We start from the raw sequence: 19,275 nt of genomic DNA on the forward strand, positions 1-19,275 counted from the left end.
GGCAGGGGGTGGTTCAGGGACGGGGGGTGCGCGCCGCTGCCGCGCGTCTGCGCCCGAACAGGCTGGGGCCCGCTGCGTAGCGGGTGCGGATGGCCTCCGGATCGACGCCGGCGAAGTACAGCAGTTTCAGGTACTGCATGAAGGCGATCATGCGCCAGGTGCCGTGTGCGACCAGACGGCGTGAGGAGGCCGTCGAGGTCGCGGGCAGCAGGCGCAGCCGGCCTCGGCGGTGCAGGCGCCTCGACATCTCCAGGTCCTCCATGATGGCCAGGTCGGGGAAGCCGCCGAGGGCGTCGAAGTCGGTACGTCGGACGAACATGGCCTGGTCACCGAAGATGTGGTGAAGGCACCGCGCGCGGGCGTTCGACGTCCGCGCAAGGTAGTTCAGGCCGGGGGTTCTGCGGTCGAAGCGGAGGGTGAGCCCGCCGGCGACGACGGCCGGGTCTGCGAGAGCGGCCTGGATCTGGTGCAGGGCGTCGGGGTCGACACTGGTGTCGGCGTGGACGAACCAGAGGATGTCGCCGCAGGCGTGCCGGGCGCCCTCGTTCATCTGCCTGGCCCGGCCGCGCTCGCTGGTCACCACCGTGGCGTGGAGGGAGGCGAGTTCGACGGTGGCGTCGGTGGAGCCGCCGTCGACGACGATCAGTTCGCAGCCGCGGAAGTCCCGGCACAGGCGGCTCACCGCACTGTGGACGGTGGCTTCCTCGTTCAGGACCGGGACGATGATCGAGACTCGGGGCGGGGTCAGGGGCATGACGTCTCCTCGGGCCGGAGCAGAGCGGCGATACCTGGCGGCAGCATCGGATCCCTCAGGAGCGCCGCCGCGTCCGCGGGGGTGTCCAGGTCCCGGAGCGGACGAAGCGTCCCCGTGCTCAGCCCGCCGTCACGGGCGAGGGCGCGGGTGGCGGTCAGGACCCGGTCCGTGCTCCAGACCTCCGGGTCGAGGGCGAAGAGGGAGGTGTGGGGGGCGCGCAGGCCGATCAGGTAGTAGCCGCCGTCCAGCGCGGGGCCCAGTGCCACGTCATGGTTCTGCAGGGCGGTGAAGGCGGCAGTCAGATGGCCGCCGGTGAGGGTCGGTGCGTCGGTGCCGACGACCAGCAGGGGTCCCGCGCCGTCGGCGAAGGCGTCGGCCACGGCCGCGGCCAGGCGCTCTCCGAGGTCGGTACCGCGCTGGAGCAGCAGGCGGACGCCGGCGGACACCGTCGTGCGGATGGCGTCCTCGCCCTCGTGCGGGGAGAGGGCGAGGTAGGTCCTGGGGGTGTGGGAGGTGGCCAGTTCCGCGGTGTGGCGGATGAGTTCGGCCTGGAGATCCGCGCAGCGCGGAGGGCTCAGCAGCGGGTGCAGCCGGGTCTTGACCAGTCCGGGACGGGGCGCCTTGGCCATGATCAGGACGGCGGGAGTGCCCTGGGTGGCGAGGGTGCTCATGCGTCGAACCGGTGGACGAAGCCGGTACCGGCCGTGCTGTCCAGTGCGGGGAGCGCGTGTGCCGCCAGCGTCGCGAAGACGTCCTTACTCAGGGCCATGCGGTCCAGGAGAGCCTGCACCGGTTCCGGTTCGGTGGCGACTCCGTTGGCGTGGTCGGTGACGAAACCGACCAGTGCCATGGGCAGTTCGGCCTCACCGGCCAGAACGACCTCCGGGCCCGCGGTCTGGCTGATGGCGGACACCCCGGCCGCGGTCAGGGCGGCCACCTCGGGGCGGGAGTTGAACCGGGGGCCGTCGACGTGCCCGTACACGCCCCGCGACACGACGGGCACTCCGGTCGCCCCGGCCGCGGAGATCAACGCCTGGCGCAGTGGTGCGCTGAAGGGACGGTCGAAGATCCAGTGCCCGCGACCGGCCGCGCCGGGTGTGTCGTACCAGGTGCACGGGGTGCCGTCGGGCAGCCGGTTGGCGGGGAAGTACAGATCGTCGAAGACCACCAGGGAGCCCGGCGGGACGGTCGGGTCGAGGGATCCGCAGACGGTGAAGGACACGAGGGCCTCCGCCTCGCGGGCCAGCAGAGCGGAGAGGTTCGCCTTGTGGTCGACCTGGCTGGAGAGCCGGTGGTGGCCGGCGCCGTGCCGGGAGAGCTGCACGATCTCCGCGTCCCCGAGGCGTCCCTCGGTGACGGTGACCTCGCCGTGGTCCGTGGTGACGGTCAGCTCCGTCGCACCCTGCAGGTGGGGCCAGTCGTAGCTGCCGGAGCCGGTGATCACGCCTATGCGCATGGTCTACTTCTTCTCCTTCGGTGACGTTCCGGACGAGCGATCGACGGTGGTGCGGACTCCGACGATCGGCAGCAGGGTACGCAGTGCCGCGTTCTCGGCCGGATCGAGTACGGCGTGCTGCACACAGGCGGGGACGAGAGCACCGTCCTCGGGGTGGGCCATGGCGTAGTGGCAGGCGGCCAGCCGCTCCTGGGTCTCGCGCAGCCCGGGGTCCTCCGCCTGCTCGCCGCGCTGCATCATCTCCCAGGCCGGGGCGACGACATCGGCGTCCATGAACTGGTGCATCACGAAAGTGACCGGGCGCGCCCGCATCCGGTGCCGGACCAGCCGCAACAGTCCGACGCGGCGGGCGGTGCGGGCCAGCCAGCGAAGCCCCGTCACCACGGTGGACGGGTGGCGGGCCACCACCCGCAGGAGCCTGGCCGTGAGGAGGGCGGGCGGGGTGCCCGTGAAGGTCACCCTCCCGAAGTACCGGAAGAACGCGTCGCGCACGGCGAGGTCGCGCGGGTCGTCGCCGTCGAGGAACGGATACCAGCGGCGGCCGGTGTAGAAGCCGTAGGCGGTGCGGTTGCAACGCACGTCGCCGTTCTCGAAGACCCGGTGGTCCAACCGGGTTCCGGCGCCACGCTCGATTTCCGCCCACACCGCGTCCGGGGTCGCCTCGCGGAACTCCTCCTTCCAGCGGCGCTCGTCGCCGAGGAAGGCGGCGGGCTGGAAGGAGAACATGCCGTAGTCCATGGCCCGGCAGTCGCGGATCACGCTCGCGACCTCGTCGAGGTTGCCCGGGGTGACGGTCATGTTGTGGGCGAGGAAGAACCGCACCCCGTGCTCACGCCGCAACCGGACGAACATCGCGGCGAACCGTGCCCGGTACGGGTGGAGCGCCTGCTCGTTCGGCGGGCTTTCGATGCCGCGTCTGCCGTACATGAACTTGTCGAAGTGCGCGGCGAAGGACAGCCGGCCGAAGCGCCGTGTGCCGTCCGGGCCGAGGGCGAGCCGGGTCAGGTAGCCGTAGTCGAAGTCGCCGTGGGTGAAGCTCATCGGTTCCCGGCCGTGCTCCCGCATGACTGCGAGCGCGGCGGCGTGGTCGTCTGGGGCGAGCAGGCTCACCTCTCCACCGATGAGCTGGGCGTGCGCGCGCGGGCCCCGTAGCTCACGCAGCAGGCGCATCTGGGCCGTGACCTGTTCGTGGGTGTGGGGGCCGTCGACGCGGACCTGGTTGGCGTCCCGTGAGTGGTAGCAGGGCGTGCACTTGAGGTTGCACTTGGGGAAGACGCCGTGGGTACCCTCGCAGCCGACGCCGTGCCGGCCGAGGATCTGGCCGGGAGTCCGGGCCACGGCGGGGAGCTCCGCCCAGCGGCGTTCCATGGCCGCGGCGAATTCGGCGTCGTAAGGGCGGGTGGCGCGCTCGAGGGCGCGCAGTTTCGCGGTGATCCGCATCAGTGGTTCTCCAACAGGGTTCGTTCCGTACGCGCTGTTGCGGGTGACGAGGCGGCCCTGGTCCGGCGCAGGCGGCGCCACAACAACCAGGCGTACAGCAGCATCAGAGCGTCCTCGACCAGTACGTACCAGCGCAGTGGCTGAGCCAGGTAGGTTCCGAAGCAGCCGCAGTTGTCCAGGACGAGTCCGCGGGCGAACGCCTGGGAGGCCAGGACAGCCCACACCACTGCCACGCCCGTGTACGACCAGACGGGTGCGGCGGCGCGGGAACGGGGCCGGGCGAGGAACCAGAAGGCCGTCACGGCCTCGGCGCCGATCAACGCCACCGTCAGGGCGGTCGAAACCGCGCCGGACGGCAGGCCGTAGGCGGTCATGACGGCGGGCATCGCGTTGAACGAGGCGAGCTGGCCCAGCGCCATCGCCGCGAGGACGGCGCCCAGGACGAGACGGAGGATCATCGGAGCACCGCCCTGCGGAGTTTGAGCAGCGCGCCTATGGGGCCGCTGCCCCGGGCCAGGCGGGCGTGGACGTCGGCCAGCGCGGTGTGCCAGGGACCGTCGGCGTACGTGGGGTACGGGTGCACGGTGCGGGCGTAGTCGGAGGGGGTCCAGCCCAGGCGTACCGCCGCCGCCGGATGGGCGATGGTCTCCCCCGCCCTCGGCGACACGACCGTCGCTCCGACGATCTTCCCGCGCGGGCCCAGCACCAGGGTGGTGAAGCCCTCCGTGCGGCCGTCGGCGACCGCCCGGTCGACCCGGTCGTTGTCCAGCGTGTGGACGCGTGCGGTGTCGCCGTACTTCTCGCGCGCCTCGTCGGTGGTGAGGCCGACGCGGGCGATCTCGGGGTCGGTGTACGTCACCCAGGGCACCGCGCGGTAGTCGATGGGACGGCGCACACCCAGGAGGGCGTCGGCGGCGGCAGCTCCGCCCTGCGTGCCGCCCAGGTGAGTGAAGGCCGAATGGCCGGTGACGTCGCCGGCGGCGTAGATCCGGTGGTTGGCGGTGCGCAGCCGGCCGTCGGTCCGGACGTGACCGGTCTCGGTCAGCTCCACACCGGCAGCCTCCAGGCCGAGCCCGTCGGTGTCGGCGCGGCGGCCCGTGACGGCCAGCAGTGTGTCGTACGGGAGAGGGCCGCCGGGCCCGTGGACGGCTCCGGCGTCGACCTTCTCGGCGCGGTAACCGGTCAGCACGGTGGCTCCCTCGGCCTCCAGCCGTTCCCGCAGTACCTGCGAGGCCCGCGGTTCCTCCCGGGGCACCAGGCGGTCCATCGCCTCCACAAGGGTGACCTGCGAGCCGAGCCGGGCGAACGCCTGGCCCAGCTCGCAGCCGATGGGTCCACCGCCCAGCACGACGAGACGCCGCGGGAGTGCGGTCAGCTCCCAGACGGTGTCGCTGGTCAGCGGCCCGGCCTCGGCCAGGCCCGGGACGGGCACCAGGGCCGGCGTGGAGCCGGTCGCGATCAGGGCGTACCGGAAGAAGACCTTCCGCCCGCCCGCGGTCAGGGTTCTCCGGTCGGTGAAGGAGGCCGCGCCTCGTGTCACCTCCACGCCGAACGGAGCCAGTGCCCCGGCCGAGTCGTGCGGCTCGACCGCGCCGATCGCCCGCTTCACCTCGCCCATGGCCGCCGCGAGGTCGGCCGGGCCGGACACCGTCGGGAGACCGTAGGCAGCGGCGCGGCGGGCCGCTTGCACGTCGGCGGCCACATGCAGCAGCGCCTTGCTCGGTACGCACCCCGTCCACAGACAGTCCCCACCCAGCCGGTCCCGCTCGACGAGCAACACACGGGCGCCGAGGCGCCCGGCGGTGCGGGCCGCGGTCAGGCCGGCACTGCCGCCGCCGATGACCACCAGGTCGTACGTACTCATCGAGTGGGCTCTCTCCGGTCGGTGCGCGGCAGGGGACGCGAGGGGAACCCGGTGACGCCTCCACGGCCTTCCCTTCTCGGTCACACGATTCCTGCCCGGTGGGCCGGCCGGAATCATCCAGCCCGAACCGGCGTGTCCGAAGCGGAATGTGGAGCCCTCCCGGCAGGGTTCCCGGCGGCAGGCACAGGGCGCGAGGGGTTCGCGGGCCGCGACAGAGACGAGGACCGGATGAACGAACAGGAATGGCGACGTTTCATCGCCGCCTACCACCACGCGCATCCCGGCATCACCGAACAGCTCTTCACCCTGGCCGACACCTCCCCGTACGCCTGGCTGGCCGAACCACTCCACGGCATCGAGGGCACGGTCCTCGACCTGGCCTGCGGTTCGGCACCCACCCGAGCGGAGCTTCCGTACGCCGAGTGGGTCGGGATCGACCTCTCGGCGGCGGAGCTGGCCGAAGCGGCGCGGCTTGGCCGAGGGCCGCTGGTGCGGGCCGGAGCGGACTCGCTCCCGACGGCCTCCACGAGCGTCGCGGGCGTGTGCGCGGCCATGTGCCTACCGGTCCTCACCCCCTTGCCGCAGGTGCTCGAGGAGGTTCGGCGCGTGCTGCGCCCGGGCGGGACACTCGCGGCGCTGGTGCCCTCCCAGACAGGGCTGACCACGTCCGGCATGCTCGGATGGCTCCGGGTGATGACCGCCCTGCGCGCCGTACGTCAGCCCTGGCCCAGCCCGCAGGCACGGGACGGGCTGGCCGCCCTGCTACGCGATGCGGGGTTCCACGTCCGCTCCGACGAGCGACACGTCTTCACCCTCGCCATCGACTCGGCCGACGCCGCGGCCCTGCTGCCCGACGCCCTGTACCTGCCCGGACTGACGCCTCGGCGCGCCGAGGCCGCAAAGCGCTCCCTGGCACGGTGGGCGGCCCCGGGGCGACGCCTTGAGCTGCCGCTGCGCCGCGTGGTGGCCTGCCTCCCCACCGGACAACCATCAGAGGAGCCCATATGAGCCGCCCGGCAGCCCCCTCACCCGCGACCGGGCCCCCGCCCTCCGATGGGGCGGCCCCGGACAGGCCGGCACCGCGGTCGGCGCGCGCGGCGTGGACACGGCTGGCACTTCTGGTGGTCCTGCTGGCGGCGCTCGGCTCCTTGGGTGTGTGGGGAGGAGCGGACCTGTTGCGGGAGGTGCGCCAAGGTGTCGATTCACTCGGCCCGTGGGGGCCGGTGGTGTTTGCCGTCTGCTACGCCCTGGCGGTGACGGCGTTGCTGCCCGGTTCGGTGCTCACCGCGTCTGCCGGGGTGCTGTTCGGGCTGCCGCTGGGGGTCGGTGCGGTACTCGTGGGAGCGACGGCGGGTGCGGCCTTGTCGTTCGGCATCGCCCGTCGGCTGGGGCGTCCGGTGGTGGCCCGGTACGCCGGCTCGGGACGGCTGGCCCGGCTGGACGCCCACCTGACACACCGCGGATTCGCAGCCGTCCTGCTCCTGCGGCTGGTGCCGCTGTTCCCCTTCTCGGTGATCAACTACGGAGCGGGAGTGGCCGGGGTCCGCTTCTCCTCCTACCTGACCGCCACAGCCCTGGGCATCGTCCCCGGCACCGTCGTCTACGCCGGGCTCGGCGGCTCGCTGCGCGATCCCATCTCTCCCGGGCTGTGGATCGCGTCGGGCGGCCTGCTGCTCCTCAGCGCGGGCGGCTGGTGGGCGGCCCGGTTCGTCCGCTCCCACGGCGGGGAGGTCACCGCGGCTGCCGACGGCCGGTGACGCCCGGGCGGACGCAGTCTGGTTCAGGCACAGCGGAGTCGGAATGGCGGGCCATGCCCAGCGGGTTTCCGTCCCGGCGGCGAAGTCCGCCGGGACTCACGGCAGCACGCGGCAGAGGAGAGACATGGCGACGATCGGCGTACGGCCGGAGCGACAGGAACCGGACTCGACCGTGGCGGAATCGGTCAAGGACTACTACGGCAGGGTCCTCGCGTCCTCCGCGGATCTGAAGACCTCGGCCTGCTGCACGGACGCGGTACCGGCGCCGCACATCGCCGCGGCTCTCGGCGCAGTACACGACGAGGTCATGGAGCGCTTCTACGGCTGCGGCTCGCCCATCCCACCCGCGCTTGAGGGGGCCACCGTGCTCGACCTGGGCTGCGGCAGCGGACGCGACGTCTACGTGCTGTCCCAACTGGTGGGTCCCACAGGCAGGGTGATCGGCATCGACATGACCGAGGAACAACTCGCCGTCGCCCGGCGCCACCAGGACTGGCACGCCAAACGGTTCGGCCACGCCAACACCGACTTCCGCCACGCCTGCATCGAGGACCTGGCCGCGGCCGGTATCCCGGACGTATCCGTGGACCTCGTGGTCTCCAACTGCGTGGTGAACCTCTCGCCGGACAAACCGCGCGTCCTCGCCGAGATCTTCCGGGTCCTGCGGCCCGGCGGCGAGCTGTACTTCTCCGACATCTTCGCCGACCGGCGCCTGCCCGCCGCTCTCCTGGACGATCCCGTCCTCGTCGGCGAGTGCCTCGCCGGCGCCCTGTACACCGAGGACTTCCGCCGCGTCCTTGAAGGCACCGGATGCCCTGACGCCCGCACCGTCGCCGATTCCCCGGTGACGATCAGCGACCCGGGCATCCGGCAGAGGATCGGCTTCGCGACCTTCACGTCCCGCACCGTCCGCGCCTTCAAACTCCCGCTGGAGGACCGCTGCGAGGACTACGGCCAGGTCGCCGTCTACCACGGCACCGTCGCCGAGTACCCGCACGCCTTCGACCTGGACGACCACCACCGCTTCCACACCGGTAAACCGAAGCTCGTCTGCGGCAACACCGCCGACATGCTGAGCGCCACCCGCTACGCGCCGCACTTCTCCGTCACCGGCGACAAGAACCGGCACTTCGGCCTCTTCCCCTGCGGCCCTGGGGACAGCGGCCCGGACGCGCAGGCGTCGCCGGGCTGCTGCTGACCGAAGCCGCCCCGCGTGCGGGATCGCCGCCGTGGGCTGTCCCGCCCTGAGCGCTGCGAGGACTGCGGCCAAGTCGCCTTCCTCTCCCACGTCGGCCACGAGTTCGACTCGGCGGGCACCGGACCACTCTCGGTATCAGCCGGCGGTTCAGCCCCCTGCGCTGCCGCGCCGGTCAGACCCCGCCGACGCGGTGAGCCGGTGGGCGAAGCGTCGTACCCGGGCGGACGCGAGGGGGACGGGCGCGCGCTGCGGGGTGCGTCGGAGAGACGCTTTGATCAGCTGGAGCAGTTCCAGGCTGCCGCTGCACGCCCAGCACGCGCCGACGTGCGCGGCAACCCGTGCCCGGCGCACACCCCTCAGCTGCCCGTCTGCGTACGCCTCCACATCACCGCGCAGGCATACGTGCCGCAGCTTCTCCCGGCACTCCGCCCACACCTGTACCGGCCTGGGGACGTGCTGCTTCCTCATGGACGGGAAACCCGGTTCGAGCCGCGGCGCATTCCCCTCGCACACGCCTCCGGGCCTTCGGTCGCCCAGCAGGCGCTGACGCAAGCGCGCCGACGTGCAGATGAGGGTGGATGAGGGTGGATGGAATGGGCCGAACAGGCCAGCGGGTTCCCCACGTGTGGAAGACCGAGTGACACCGCCGCCTGCCCCGGCGGACCCGCGGGGTGCGGCGTTCGCCGCCTACGTGCTGCCGGAGGTGGAGGTGCTGCTGCGGGTGGCGATGACGCTGACCACGCAGCGCGCGGACGCCGAGGATCTGGTGCAGGACACGCTGCTGCGGGCCTACCGGGCCATCGACGGGTTCGACGGCCGGCACCCTCGGGCCTGGCTGCTGACGATCATGCGGCGGGCCGAGATCAACCGGCACCGCCGGCGCCGCCCGCACCTCCTGGACGACCCGGACACCGACCTTGACCGCCTCAGCACCACAGGGTCCCAGGGCTCGGCGGAGGAACTGGTGGTCGGCGAGGCGTTCGACGAGGTGGTGGACGCGGCGCTGTCCGCGCTGCCCGACAAGCACCGGCAGGTGGTGCAGCTGGTGGATATCGACGGCCTCACTTACGCCGAGGCCGCACACCTGCTGGATGTGCCCGAAGGAACCGTGATGAGCCGGCTGCACCGCGCCCGCAGACGGATACGTGTGCGGCTGTCCGCGGCGGGACTGGCACCGAAGCGAGGTGTGACGTGAACAAGCGCCCATGGTGGGCTCGCCGCTCGGGCGAGCGCAGGATGAACTGCATGCAGGTGGCCCGGGTGCTCCAGAAGTATCTCGACGGTGAGACCGACGAGATCACCGCCCGCAGGGTCGCGGTCCATCTGGAGGACTGCCGGCGCTGCGGTCTGGAAGCATCGGTCTACCAGGAGATCCGCGGTGCGCTGGCCCGCCGCGCGGAGCCCGATGCGGACGCGCTGGCACGGCTCACCGCGTTCGGCCGGTCTCTCGTGCACGACGGGCAGGTCCAGGCCGGGGACGCACCGGACAGCGCCTCGCCGCCGGCCGGTGCGTGAGCGGGACCGATCCGACGGGGCGTCTGCCCTGATCGAACGGCTGCCTCGACCGTGCCTGCGCCCAGCACGCCGGTACCCGGACCGGCCGAGCCCGCGGTCCCGCGCGCCCCTGCTGCCGGTCGGCGAGGTCCATGGCTCGGTCGGCGGCTCATTTGTCACCCGGGCCGGGGGGGGAGGCGGTCCTTCCGCGCCTGTCTCGGCACCGCTCCGGGTATCGGCGTGCCACTCCTCTTCGAGGATGCTGAACACCAGGCTGTCCCGCCAGCCGTCCCGGATCCACGCCGTGTGCCGGTGGTGCCCCTCGTACGTCATGCCGAGCTTCTCCAACACGCGGGAAGATCCCCGGTTGCGGGGGTCGCACGTGGCGCGGATCCGGTGGAGTCCCCACCGGTCGAAGCCCAGCGAGAGCAACGAGCGCCCGATCTCCGTGCCGATGCCCCGCCCCCACACCCTCGGATGCACGACGTAGGAGATCTCGCCCTGGCGCTGTGTGTGACCGCGGAGGTGCAGCTCACCCATACCGACAACGGCGTTCCCGACGCGCGCCACATGGGCCAGCCTCCGCGGTGGTTCGTGCGCCCAGGCTTCGGCCGCCGCCCTCGCGAAGTCGCGTGTCCGCTCCTCGGTGTTCGGCCCCCAGGGCTGGAAGCGGCAGGCTTCGGGCAGGCCGGCCCACGAGTGGACCGCCTGCCAGTCGGTGAACACGATCCTGTGCAGGGTCACCGGGCGTCTACTCATGGGCTGGTCCTCTCAGCGGGAGCCGAGCGGGTACACGGTTTCGCGGGCACCCGCTCATCGCAGGACGTCCCCGGCCGTCAGGAAGGTCTCCAGTTCACCGCGGGTCGGGAGCAGTTCGCAGTCGCCGGGGACGGACACGGCGTAGGCGCCCATGGTGCAGGCTGTCCGGAGCCGTTGGACGGGATCGGCTCCGCGCAGGCGTTCTGCCAGGTATCCGGCAACGAAGGCGTCGCCCGCCCCGACGGTGTCGACGACGGGGACGGACAGCGCCGGTTCCTCGTGGACCGTGCCGTCGATGTGGGCCGTGCATCCCCTGACGCCGGTCTTCACGACGGCCTCCCGCGGCCCTGTCGCCGCCAGGTCCGCGGCCAGGGACTCGGGAACGTCCACCTGGGAATCGAGCACGAGTTGGGCTTCCTCGATCCCGGCGAAGACGATGTCCGCCTCCGCGACGAGCCGTCGCAGCTCGCGACAGGCCGTGGCTCGGTCCCAGAGCTTGCTGCGGTGGTTCACGTCGATGCCGACGCGTACGCCGTTCGCCTTCGCCGCGGCGACCGCGTCCCGGGCGGCCTGGCGGGCGGAGGCGCTGAGGGCCGGGGTGATGCCGGTGAGATGCAGGATCGCGGCCCGCCGGACCGCGTCGACCGGGATGTCGCGTGAGGTGAGGCGGGAGCCGGCCGATCCGGCGCGGTGGCAGTCGACACGGACCACGGCGGCGGCGCGGTGGTGGCGGACCATGAGGCCGGTGAAGGACGCGTCCCGGACCGCCAGGGTCCGGATGCCCTCCGCCCTCAGACGGCGTCCGACGAGATCTCCGGCCGCGTCGCTCCCCACCCGGCCGATCCAGGTGACCGGGGCCCCGAGGCGCGCGGCGCCGATGGCCACGTTGCTCTCGGCACCGCCGATACCGAAGGTGAAGTCGCGTGCGTACTCCAGGGTGCCGATCGTGGTCGCGGTGATCAGGCCCATCGTCTCGCCGAAGGTGAGCAGACCGCCGTCGGTTCGCGGTGCGGGTGTGGCTCGGGAGCTTGTCACCGGACGGCCCTGCCTTCGGAGACGGCTGCCAGGGCCTGGCGGCAGCGGGCCGCGAGGCGGTCGTCGACGCCCTCCGTCACCGCCGTGCCGATCAGCGGCGTGCCCAGGCCCACGGCGGCGACCCCGGCCGCGGCCCATGCCGGGACGTCGGTGAGGGAGATGCCGCCGGTGGGGATGAGGGGGATGCCGGGAAGCGGGCCGCGCAGGTCCGAGACGTACCGGGGCGAGACGGCCGAGGCGGGAAAGAGTTTCACGGCGGATGCGCCGGTACCGCCGGCGGCGTGGATCTCGGTGGGGGTGAGCGCGCCGGGGTAGGCGGCCACGCCCGCGGCGCGGGCCGTTCGGACGACGTCGGGCGCCGCGACGGGCGAGACGAGGAATCGGGCACCGGCATCGACGCAGGTCTGCGCCTGACCGGTGGTCAGGACCGTCCCCGCCCCGATGACCGCCTCCCGGCCGTAGGCGGCCGCGAGATCACGGATGCACCGCAGGGCGCCGTGAGTGGTGAGGGTGATCTCGATCGCGTGGATCCCGGCGTCGAGCAGCGTGTCGACGATCGCGGGGAAGTGTTCGGCCGTGGGGGCGCGCAGGATCGCTATCAGACCCCGGGAGGTGATCTCCGTGGTGATCGGGCATTCCGGCTGCGTGGGTGCCGGGTCGTCGGATCGGGTCATTTCCGCTTCGTGTCCTGTTCCGGGGAGAGGTGCTGCATTTCGGGGACCGGCCCCGTGCGGGCGATCGCGGGCGGTGTGCACCGGAGAGAGGTGGGATCGGCAGGAGCCCGCGAGGACACCCGTCCGGGAGCGGCTGCTCCCGGACGGGTGTCCTCGCGGGCGCGCGGGAGGCCGGTTCAGCCCTCGTTGTACCGTGCTGGGCGGTGCCGGGCCTCCTACTCCGAAGCCCGGCACCGCCTCGTCCCTCAGGTACGGGTGACCTGGAGCTCCGGGGTGTGCGTGCCCGCTCGGCACCGGTGGCTGCCCGCCACACCTCATGGTGTCGCGGGCAGAGCTGTTCCGGCCCTCTCAGGGGGCGTCGACCCCGACGTCGTCGGAGTCGAGCGGCGTGTGGACGACAGCGCCGGTGGACAGTTCGTCCGCGCCGGCATCGGCCGTTCCACTGCGTGACTGGCCGTCCATGTCCTCGGTGAGGAAGCTGTAGCCACCCGACGCAGCGTTCAGCGCGGGGCTACCAGTGCCGAGGCGGTACACCTCACCCTGCTTGACCAGGAGCGGATTCACGGTCCGGACGCCGGTAGTGATCCCGATGGCGGCGGAACCGGTCGGCCAGCCGATGTTGCCCGCGTACGTCATGTTCTTGGGCACCTTCAGCTCGTTGAAGAGCTTGCCGGAGGACCCGACGACGAGGTTGTCGGCGACCAGGCTGTCGACCGGGGCGAGACTGTAGTTGGCGCCGATCTCGACGTTCGAGACGTTGTTGACGAAGGTGTTGTGCACTGCCGTGGCCCGGTACACCCGCCAGTGCGAGGAGAGCGCGCCCGAGGTGTCGACGTCTCCGCCGTCGAGTTGCAGCGCCGCGTCGTAGCCGCTGCCGGTCAGTCCTTCGAAGTGGTTGTTGTAGATCTTGTGGTCCTGGCCGTAGACCCGGACGCCGCCGGTGCCGCTCTTGCCGCCCCCGAAGAAGAAGTTGCCGTAGACCTGGCTGCGGTTGCCGTGGCGCAGGGACAGGGAGCCCTGTGACGTCCGGAAGGTGTTGTACCGGACCGTGTTGGCGTTGCTCTTCACCGAGATGATCTCAGGGTCGCCGTCACAGTTCTCGAAGAGGTTGTTCTCGACCGTGGTGAACCCGTCCGACTTGGAGATCGCGCTCCAGCCGACCCGGATCGCCTCCATCTCGTTGGTGGCCCGCGGACCGATGTTGCGGAAGTGGTTGTGGTCGATCTGGTCGTACTGCGACTGCTGGGTCGAAGACCCGTCGACGGTGATGAAGTTGCCGAGCTGGTGCTTCTCCTCGAACAGATTGTGATCGATCCGGTTGTGGTGGCTGTCGGCTCCCTGGATGATGATCCACTTCAACGAGCTCGGTTCGGTGAGCCGGAAGTGGTTGCGAGTCAACCGGATGTGGTGCGAACTGTTGATCTTCAACGTGTTGCTGTTCGTCCACTTCAGCCCGGAGAACGTCACGTACGACGAGCTGAGAACCTCGAGCTGTCCTCCGGTGATGATCGCCTTGCCCTGTTGGGCGGCCATGATCGTGATGGGCGCGCCGGAGGTGCCGTTCTTGGCGTTGAGCTTGCCGATTGAATAGGAGCCGTTGGCGAGGACGATCGTCTGGCCGGGCACGGCGTCGGACATCGCGGCAGCCAGCTGCGCCGAAGAGGAGACGTTGACGACGGTGGCGTTGGTCTGTGAGGTCGAGGTCGCGCTCGGGGTGAGCGACGGCGTGTCGCCGGCGGAGGCGCGAGCGGGTGCTGCGGTGACGAGCGCCGTGATCGTGAGGGACGCGACAGCGATCGCGCCGGAGGTACCGAGTTTTGATCTGTTCATGTGGTTTCTCCGCACGGTAGGGACGGGCATGCGATGTCGAGCAACCCGGCGCTGGTCCAGAGGGCCGTCCGGTGCCAGCAGGACGTACCTGTGACGGTTGCGGATGGCGGCTACGGGCACACCGGTCTGGCGAAGGCCGGGTGACACGACGTGGCAGTCGGTGGCTCATATCGATGACGTGCGAATTCAGGGCGCCGACCGGTGTTCGCCGTTGGGATCAGGCTGGATCAGGGAGTGGGGTCCGGTGCGTGCGATCGCACAGCGGAGGAGGAGGACAGGCGGAGCCCTGCTGGCCGACGCCGCGGCTCGGGTGCCAGGGACCACGAGCCCGGCCCGGTCCAAACGACGGACACCGGACCGGTCTCTCTCCGCTTGTGGGACGGAGATCCGCGCCGCCCGTTGTACCGTGCTGGGTGGTGCCGGGCCTCCCAGTCCGAGGCCCGGCACCACCCCGTCTCTCAGCTGTGGGTGACCTGGAGCTTGTAGAGGCTCACCTGCCCGTAGTTGGAGCTGCTGCACGGGGAGGAGTTGCTGCAGTTGGCCTGGGTGTAGGCCCCGGCCTTGAAGTAGTTCCCGGACGCGGAGTGCGCGATGGTCGTCTGGAGGACTCCGTTGTAGTACACCTTGATCTGGCCGCCGCTGACGACGAACTTGCCCTCGAAGACCGTGTTCAGCTTGTAGTTGCTGGTCACCAGCTTGTGGTGGGTGGTGTTGCCCTTGGTGATGTAGAGGCTGGTGCCTTCCAGGCGGAAGACCGTCACGTCGTCGTCGCCGTCGTGGATCTGGGCGCCGACGACGTGGTCCTTGTCGTTGGGGAGCTTGTTGAACGCCTCCCTGAAGGTCAGGGTGTGGGTGCCGGAGGTGGACGACCAAGAGGCGTTCTCGGTTCCGTTGTCAGTCATCTCGCGCAGCTCGGCGCGCCCGTAGCTGGAGTTGGGCGTCGTGACGCCGTTGACCGCCGACCGGAACTGGACGCCGGTGCACTTGGAGTTCACGGTGAACCAGGGGCTGGCCGAGTAGGTGGCGAGCGCGGGCTGCTTGACCTCGGTGGGCGAGCCGCTCGAACCGGTCGGCAGGGTGACCTTCCAGTTGGTCAGGTTGAGCTGCTGGGCGGGATAGTCGCACGGGGCGGCGGCGGCGGCCGTGCCGCCCGTGACGAGCGGGAGGGTCAGGGCGGCCAGGGCGGAGAGTGCGGCCACGCCTGTGGTGGCGAGTGCACGCTTGCGGGTGCGGCTCATGTCTGCTGCTTCCTCACTGTCGGTTGTGACGATGGTTTGTCGGCTTCCTTCTGCGGCCAGCAGGGACGCGACGGCTCGTACTCGTCCCTGTACGTGCCCGTCGCGTCGCCACCGGTGTTGCCGGCCAGGGTGTTTCCGCACACCCGGCCCTGCGGGGTGGCCTCGAACTTGATGCCCCCCGCAGCGTTGAAGAGGAGGACGTTGCCCTCGATGGTGTTGTGGATGCCGTCGGCGGGGGTGTCACCGCCGACCCGGACTCCAGCGCCCACGTTCCCGTACGAGCGGTTGGCGCGGAACGTGTTGCCGCTACCGCGCGCGTCCAGGCCCGCGGAGTTGGGGTCGCGCTGGCCCGTGCACTCGTTGCGTTCGACGAGGTTCGCGGTGGAGTTCTCCTTGATGTCCACGCACTCGTTGCCCTGGGTGTCGATCCTGTTGTGATGGATCCAGTTGTCCCGGCTGACGTCCGGCCGGTCGTCCGGGGCGCCGTTGAGCCCTTGCTGTTCGGGGGCCGTGCCGAGGTAGACGCCCTCGCCGACCTTCCCGCCGTCGGCGAAGCGGAAGTCCCACACCCCGCATCCGGTGATCCGGTTGTGGGCGACCTCGGCGCCGGTGACCAGGTAGCGCAGCCGTACGCACTCCTCACCGGCGTTGCGGAAGGTCATCCGGGTGATGCGCAGGCCGTCGACACCGTCTCCAGGTGTCAGGCTCATGACATACAGAAGCTTCTTACGGTAGCCGGTTTTCTCGCCGGCGTCACCAATCAGGCCGTCGATGGTGAATCCCGTCAGCCGGACGCGGTCGTGCTGGATCTCCCCGATGGCACGACCCTCACCGGATCCCTGGACCACAGCGGAGGGGGGCCCGGTGAGGGTCACACCGGGGCTCCGGGTGACGAAGTTCTGCAGGTAGCGTCCCGGCGCCAGGTGCACGGTCGATCCGGGTCCGGCCACGTCCAGGGCCCGCTGGATGCCGGCGAAGGGAGCCCGGCGGGTGCCGGGGGCGGTGTCGCTGCCGCGCGGTGAGACGTAGATGTCGTGTCCGCCCCGGGGTGCGGCGGCTGACGCCGCCGGCACGGATGTTCCGGTCACGGCTAACAGGGCGGCCGCAGAAGCGAAGTACCGGATGAGTCTCATGCTGGTTTCCTCAGGTTCAGGGGTGCGTACAGGGACAGAGCCAGGAGGAGCGGGACGGTGGGCCCGAGCAGCAGGGGGCCGAAGGGAACGGGCAGCATCGCCGGCGGCACGAGCAGCAGGGCGAGCAGCAGAACCAGGCTGCGCCGCGGGGAGGCGAAGGCGAGGACGGCCGCGCGGCGGCGAAACCCGTCTTCGGTACCGACCCCGGCCGAGGCGGCGAGTGACAGCGCGTAGACCGCCAGGGCGGCCAGCAGGGCGAGCTGGACCGGGAGCAGGACCCAGGCCGTCGCACTTCCCCGGCCCAGCAGGAAGAGGGAGTTCGTCGCCAGGAGGGCGATCAGGGCGCTGGCCGCGAGTGCGTCCTTCCACAGGGCGTGCCAGCAGCGCGGGAAGGCACGCAGCGTCCCGGTGAACGGCCGGCCACCGCCGTCCCTGCGCCAGTCCTGCAAGGCAATCGCCGCGGCGGCCAGAGCCGGGAGCCAGGTGACGACGCCGAGTGCCAGCAGGCAGAACGCCGCTCCCGCGAGTGCCGGCTGTGCGACGAACTCCATGGCGCGCAGTGCACCTCGCTCCCAGCCCTTCATGGTGTGCTCCCTACGCGCCGGTGGTCTCGGTGGGCAGTACGCCGGTGAACGGCTCGTCGGACCGGAGCTCCTCGGCGCCGTCGATGGCGACACGGCGCGCCCGTACGGCGGCGACCCGCGTGCCGGAGAGGATGACCGCGGCAGCGTCGGCGCTGACACGTTCCGTCTCGATGACCCGGGCCCGGGGAGCGAGGAGGACCAGTTCCGTCTCGTCCCCCCGGCCGACGGACACCGCGTGCCCCTGGTCCGACTCCAGGAGCACGGCCGGGTCCGGCCTCGGATCCAGCGAACCCGTGCTGTCGAGGACGGTCAGGAACGTGGCCGTGCGGGCCCTGGGTGTGGTGAGACTCAGGGTGTGCATGGTCTTGCTGACCTTGAGGCTGGGGGTGCTGGAGGTCGGGTTCGCCTCCACCTCGGTGCGGTGACGCGTGGCCGTCGCGTCGGTGGGCAGCAGCCGGGTGAGCCGTGCGCTCGCCGGCCCGGAGTCCAGCCACCAGCCGTCGGGGTCCAGTTGCGTCGTGGGCCAGTCGGAGTGCAGCAGATACGTCCACTCGCGCGGTGCCTCGGCCTCGAGCTCGTCGAGGACGACCACACGTCCCAGAGGCGTCACCACCAGTGTGCGGTCGACGCGCCGTACGCCCAGCCGTTCGGGGAACATCGCCGCGGACTCCGCCGTGGCGTGGGCGAACCCGTCCTGGGCGAGCACGTCGCGTACCCCCGCCCGGCGCTCCTCGGGTATCCCCTCGTACACGTGGTAGCGGCCCTCGTCGGCCCAGCCCTCCCCGTCGACCAGGACCAGGTTGTGGTGAGCCGCTCGCTTGTGGTTGCTGTAGCCCTCGTCCACGGCGAGGAAGGCGCCGTGTGAGTGGAGGACGAAGGCGCCCGCGTCGGGGTGGTGGTGGCCGGCGCTCATCGCGTCCCATCCGCCCGCGGCCTTCAGCCGGTGCCCCTCGTCCCAGGCGCGGTGGCCGCCGCCGGGCGCGGCCTTGAAGCTGACGCAGGTGGCGGCGTCGTCCCAGCCGGTGCGTGCGGTGATCTGCCCCAGGTCCGGGAAGTACGCGGTGCCGGGCTCCCGGTCCGGTGCCACGGGTGTCACCCGCGAGTCGTACCAGAGCAGTTCGAGGAAGGCTTCGGGCATGACACCGGGACGTACGCCGGACTCGTACGCCTCGCGCCAGAAGTGGCGCTCCGCGACGAGGTTTCCCAGCCACTGCGCCGTGCCGTCCTGGTAGGCGGAGGCCAGGCGGTAGTAGAGGGCGACGCTGTGGCCGCTGCGCCGGTCGTGGCAGTCGCCGTGGTCGATGTTCTCCTCGAAGCCCGGCACGCTCTGGTGCAGGCGCCAGCGCGCGGTGTTGCGCAGGAAGCCGCCGGCCGACCACAGGTCGGCCCGCTCCTGGTGCTGGACGAGGTCGGTGTGGATGGCGAGCCAGGGCACTCCGTACCGCCAGTACACCACTCCCTCCGCGTCCGAACCGTCCTCGGGGAGCATCCTGAGGACGGTCTCCAGGTTGGTCCGGGCGGCCTTGCTCCATTCGTAACGTGCCAGCGCGTAGCCCGCGGTGGCGATACCGGTCCAGCAGATCCAGTTGTGGTTCTGCCAGTACGCGCTCGACCACCAGCGGCCGGTGGTCTCCTCGGCGAAGGAGTACAGCCGTTCGCCCTGGAGTTCCAGCTTGGCCCGCAGAACCTCGCGCCGCTCCGGCTCCAGGTCCTCCCCCAGCCAGGAGTACGCGAGGGAGAGACCGTGCAGCAGCCAGCCCGCGTCCAGGTCGTGGTCGGGCATGTGCGCACGCCCCCAGTGGGGGAAGGCCACGCAGGTGGAGATCCAGCGCCACGCCTCTTCCAGGTACCCGCGCTGGCCCGTGAGCCGGTAGGCGAGCGCCAGGTTCGCGGCGGCGGGGCCGAAATAGGTGATGCTCGCCTCGGGGTGCTCCGTGGGCGGGTTCTGGCGGCGGTACCAGTCGCACTGCTCGTGCAGCCTTCGCCACTGGGCGGCGTGCGTGCCGTTCAGCTCGCCGCGCAGTGAGTCGAGTCGTCCCTCGAGAAGCAGCATGCGTTC

19 protein-coding genes and 1 pseudogene are annotated in these 19,275 nt (G+C 71.2%); 5 read left to right on the plus strand and 15 right to left on the minus strand.

All coding sequences use genetic code 11. The features are described from left to right. Positions 1-13: 13 nt before the first annotated feature. Genes HUV60_RS07145 through HUV60_RS07170 form a run of 6 tightly spaced genes read right to left on the minus strand, consistent with a single transcriptional unit; the run spans position 14 to position 5,514 of the window. Positions 14-754, minus strand: coding sequence for a TIGR04283 family arsenosugar biosynthesis glycosyltransferase (locus HUV60_RS07145; protein WP_257848213.1), 741 nt, complete (start codon positions 752-754; stop codon positions 14-16). Beyond that, positions 745-1,425, minus strand: a complete 681-nt coding sequence (locus HUV60_RS07150; RefSeq protein ID WP_257848212.1) for a TIGR04282 family arsenosugar biosynthesis glycosyltransferase — start codon at positions 1,423-1,425, stop codon at positions 745-747. Before HUV60_RS07150 ends, HUV60_RS07145 begins: the two co-directional genes overlap by 10 nt. Then, a complete protein-coding gene (locus tag HUV60_RS07155; RefSeq protein ID WP_257848211.1) occupies positions 1,422-2,210 on the minus strand; it encodes an MTAP family purine nucleoside phosphorylase in 789 nt (262 codons plus the stop codon). Before HUV60_RS07155 ends, HUV60_RS07150 begins: the two co-directional genes overlap by 4 nt. 3 nt (positions 2,211-2,213) lie before the next feature. Then, a complete protein-coding gene (locus tag HUV60_RS07160; RefSeq protein ID WP_257848209.1) occupies positions 2,214-3,650 on the minus strand; it encodes a radical SAM domain-containing protein in 1,437 nt (478 codons plus the stop codon). Beyond that, the gene (locus HUV60_RS07165) at positions 3,650-4,108 is read right to left on the minus strand and encodes a MauE/DoxX family redox-associated membrane protein (RefSeq protein WP_257848208.1); all 459 of its coding nucleotides are present in this window, start codon (positions 4,106-4,108) and stop codon (positions 3,650-3,652) included. The genes HUV60_RS07160 and HUV60_RS07165 overlap by 1 nt, the downstream gene beginning before the upstream one ends. Further along, entirely contained in the window at positions 4,105-5,514 is a 1,410-nt protein-coding gene (locus HUV60_RS07170) for a dihydrolipoyl dehydrogenase family protein (protein WP_257848207.1), read from the minus strand. The genes HUV60_RS07165 and HUV60_RS07170 overlap by 4 nt, the downstream gene beginning before the upstream one ends. A 228-nt stretch (positions 5,515-5,742) precedes the next feature. On the opposite strand from HUV60_RS07170, the gene HUV60_RS07175 reads away from it, so the two are divergent. The 3 genes from HUV60_RS07175 (at position 5,743) to HUV60_RS07185 (ending at position 8,469) form a co-directional block, all read left to right on the plus strand. Beyond that, positions 5,743-6,522 carry a class I SAM-dependent methyltransferase gene (locus tag HUV60_RS07175; RefSeq protein ID WP_257848206.1) on the plus strand — a complete coding sequence of 260 codons (780 nt, stop codon included), beginning with the start codon at positions 5,743-5,745 and terminating at the stop codon, positions 6,520-6,522. Continuing rightward, positions 6,519-7,271, plus strand: a complete 753-nt coding sequence (locus HUV60_RS07180; RefSeq protein ID WP_257848205.1) for a TVP38/TMEM64 family protein — start codon at positions 6,519-6,521, stop codon at positions 7,269-7,271. Before HUV60_RS07175 ends, HUV60_RS07180 begins: the two co-directional genes overlap by 4 nt. Before the next feature lie 124 nt (positions 7,272-7,395). Further along, positions 7,396-8,469: a methyltransferase domain-containing protein gene (locus tag HUV60_RS07185; RefSeq protein ID WP_257848204.1), complete on the plus strand. Its 1,074-nt coding sequence runs from the start codon at positions 7,396-7,398 to the stop codon at positions 8,467-8,469. 147 nt (positions 8,470-8,616) lie between these two features. On the opposite strand, the gene HUV60_RS07190 is transcribed toward HUV60_RS07185, so the two are convergent. Continuing rightward, positions 8,617-8,937, minus strand: coding sequence for a hypothetical protein (locus HUV60_RS07190; protein ID WP_257848203.1), 321 nt, complete (start codon positions 8,935-8,937; stop codon positions 8,617-8,619). 169 nt (positions 8,938-9,106) lie between these two features. Between HUV60_RS07190 and HUV60_RS07195 the strand changes: the two genes are divergently transcribed. Continuing rightward, a complete protein-coding gene (locus HUV60_RS07195; protein ID WP_257848202.1) occupies positions 9,107-9,664 on the plus strand; it encodes an RNA polymerase sigma factor in 558 nt (185 codons plus the stop codon). After that, positions 9,661-9,984 (plus strand): anti-sigma factor family protein, encoded by a 324-nt coding sequence (locus tag HUV60_RS07200; protein ID WP_257848201.1) that lies wholly within the window; start codon positions 9,661-9,663, stop codon positions 9,982-9,984. Before HUV60_RS07195 ends, HUV60_RS07200 begins: the two co-directional genes overlap by 4 nt. A gap of 318 nt (positions 9,985-10,302) precedes the next feature. Here HUV60_RS07200 and HUV60_RS07205 read toward each other — a convergent pair. The 8 genes and pseudogenes from HUV60_RS07205 to HUV60_RS07240 form a co-directional block, all read right to left on the minus strand. Then, positions 10,303-10,722 (minus strand): annotated as a pseudogene (locus tag HUV60_RS07205) (GNAT family N-acetyltransferase); the annotation flags it as partial. 54 nt (positions 10,723-10,776) lie between these two features. After that, a complete protein-coding gene (locus HUV60_RS07210) occupies positions 10,777-11,757 on the minus strand; it encodes a sugar kinase (protein WP_257848200.1) in 981 nt (326 codons plus the stop codon). Then, positions 11,754-12,431, minus strand: coding sequence for a bifunctional 4-hydroxy-2-oxoglutarate aldolase/2-dehydro-3-deoxy-phosphogluconate aldolase (locus tag HUV60_RS07215; protein WP_257848199.1), 678 nt, complete (start codon positions 12,429-12,431; stop codon positions 11,754-11,756). The genes HUV60_RS07210 and HUV60_RS07215 overlap by 4 nt, the downstream gene beginning before the upstream one ends. 348 nt (positions 12,432-12,779) lie before the next feature. After that, a complete protein-coding gene (locus tag HUV60_RS07220) occupies positions 12,780-14,261 on the minus strand; it encodes a polysaccharide lyase 6 family protein (RefSeq protein ID WP_257848198.1) in 1,482 nt (493 codons plus the stop codon). A gap of 458 nt (positions 14,262-14,719) precedes the next feature. Next, the gene (locus HUV60_RS07225; RefSeq protein WP_257848197.1) at positions 14,720-15,499 is read right to left on the minus strand and encodes a polysaccharide lyase family 7 protein; all 780 of its coding nucleotides are present in this window, start codon (positions 15,497-15,499) and stop codon (positions 14,720-14,722) included. Further along, positions 15,496-16,632 carry a right-handed parallel beta-helix repeat-containing protein gene (locus HUV60_RS07230; protein WP_257848196.1) on the minus strand — a complete coding sequence of 379 codons (1,137 nt, stop codon included), beginning with the start codon at positions 16,630-16,632 and terminating at the stop codon, positions 15,496-15,498. The genes HUV60_RS07225 and HUV60_RS07230 overlap by 4 nt, the downstream gene beginning before the upstream one ends. After that, the gene (locus tag HUV60_RS07235; protein WP_257848195.1) at positions 16,629-17,216 is read right to left on the minus strand and encodes a hypothetical protein; all 588 of its coding nucleotides are present in this window, start codon (positions 17,214-17,216) and stop codon (positions 16,629-16,631) included. Before HUV60_RS07235 ends, HUV60_RS07230 begins: the two co-directional genes overlap by 4 nt. Positions 17,217-17,226: 10 nt before the next feature. After that, on the minus strand, positions 17,227-19,269 hold the full coding sequence (locus HUV60_RS07240) for a heparinase II/III-family protein (RefSeq protein WP_257848194.1): 2,043 nt from the start codon (positions 19,267-19,269) through the stop codon (positions 17,227-17,229). Between the last annotated feature and the right edge of the window lie 6 nt (positions 19,270-19,275).

Source organism: Streptomyces sp. KMM 9044 (genome assembly GCF_024701375.2).
GTDB lineage: Bacteria > Actinomycetota > Actinomycetes > Streptomycetales > Streptomycetaceae > Streptomyces.

Bases quoted from the DNA above. Each gene is read 5' to 3' on its own strand.
- HUV60_RS07225 (WP_257848197.1), bottom strand. From the start codon at position 15,499: ATGAGCCGCACCCGCAAGCGTGCACTCGCCACCACAGGCGTGGCCGCA.
- HUV60_RS07165 (WP_257848208.1), bottom strand. From the start codon at position 4,108: ATGATCCTCCGTCTCGTCCTGGGCGCCGTCCTCGCGGCGATGGCGCTG.
- HUV60_RS07235 (WP_257848195.1), bottom strand. From the start codon at position 17,216: ATGAAGGGCTGGGAGCGAGGTGCACTGCGCGCCATGGAGTTCGTCGCA.
- HUV60_RS07180 (WP_257848205.1), top strand. From the start codon at position 6,519: ATGAGCCGCCCGGCAGCCCCCTCACCCGCGACCGGGCCCCCGCCCTCC.
- HUV60_RS07220 (WP_257848198.1), bottom strand. From the start codon at position 14,261: ATGAACAGATCAAAACTCGGTACCTCCGGCGCGATCGCTGTCGCGTCC.
- HUV60_RS07170 (WP_257848207.1), bottom strand. From the start codon at position 5,514: ATGAGTACGTACGACCTGGTGGTCATCGGCGGCGGCAGTGCCGGCCTG.
- HUV60_RS07155 (WP_257848211.1), bottom strand. From the start codon at position 2,210: ATGCGCATAGGCGTGATCACCGGCTCCGGCAGCTACGACTGGCCCCAC.
- HUV60_RS07190 (WP_257848203.1), bottom strand. From the start codon at position 8,937: ATGAGGAAGCAGCACGTCCCCAGGCCGGTACAGGTGTGGGCGGAGTGC.
- HUV60_RS07150 (WP_257848212.1), bottom strand. From the start codon at position 1,425: ATGAGCACCCTCGCCACCCAGGGCACTCCCGCCGTCCTGATCATGGCC.
- HUV60_RS07215 (WP_257848199.1), bottom strand. From the start codon at position 12,431: ATGACCCGATCCGACGACCCGGCACCCACGCAGCCGGAATGCCCGATC.
- HUV60_RS07185 (WP_257848204.1), top strand. From the start codon at position 7,396: ATGGCGACGATCGGCGTACGGCCGGAGCGACAGGAACCGGACTCGACC.
- HUV60_RS07175 (WP_257848206.1), top strand. From the start codon at position 5,743: ATGAACGAACAGGAATGGCGACGTTTCATCGCCGCCTACCACCACGCG.
- HUV60_RS07145 (WP_257848213.1), bottom strand. From the start codon at position 754: ATGCCCCTGACCCCGCCCCGAGTCTCGATCATCGTCCCGGTCCTGAAC.
- HUV60_RS07240 (WP_257848194.1), bottom strand. From the start codon at position 19,269: ATGCTGCTTCTCGAGGGACGACTCGACTCACTGCGCGGCGAGCTGAAC.
- HUV60_RS07160 (WP_257848209.1), bottom strand. From the start codon at position 3,650: ATGCGGATCACCGCGAAACTGCGCGCCCTCGAGCGCGCCACCCGCCCT.
- HUV60_RS07230 (WP_257848196.1), bottom strand. From the start codon at position 16,632: ATGAGACTCATCCGGTACTTCGCTTCTGCGGCCGCCCTGTTAGCCGTG.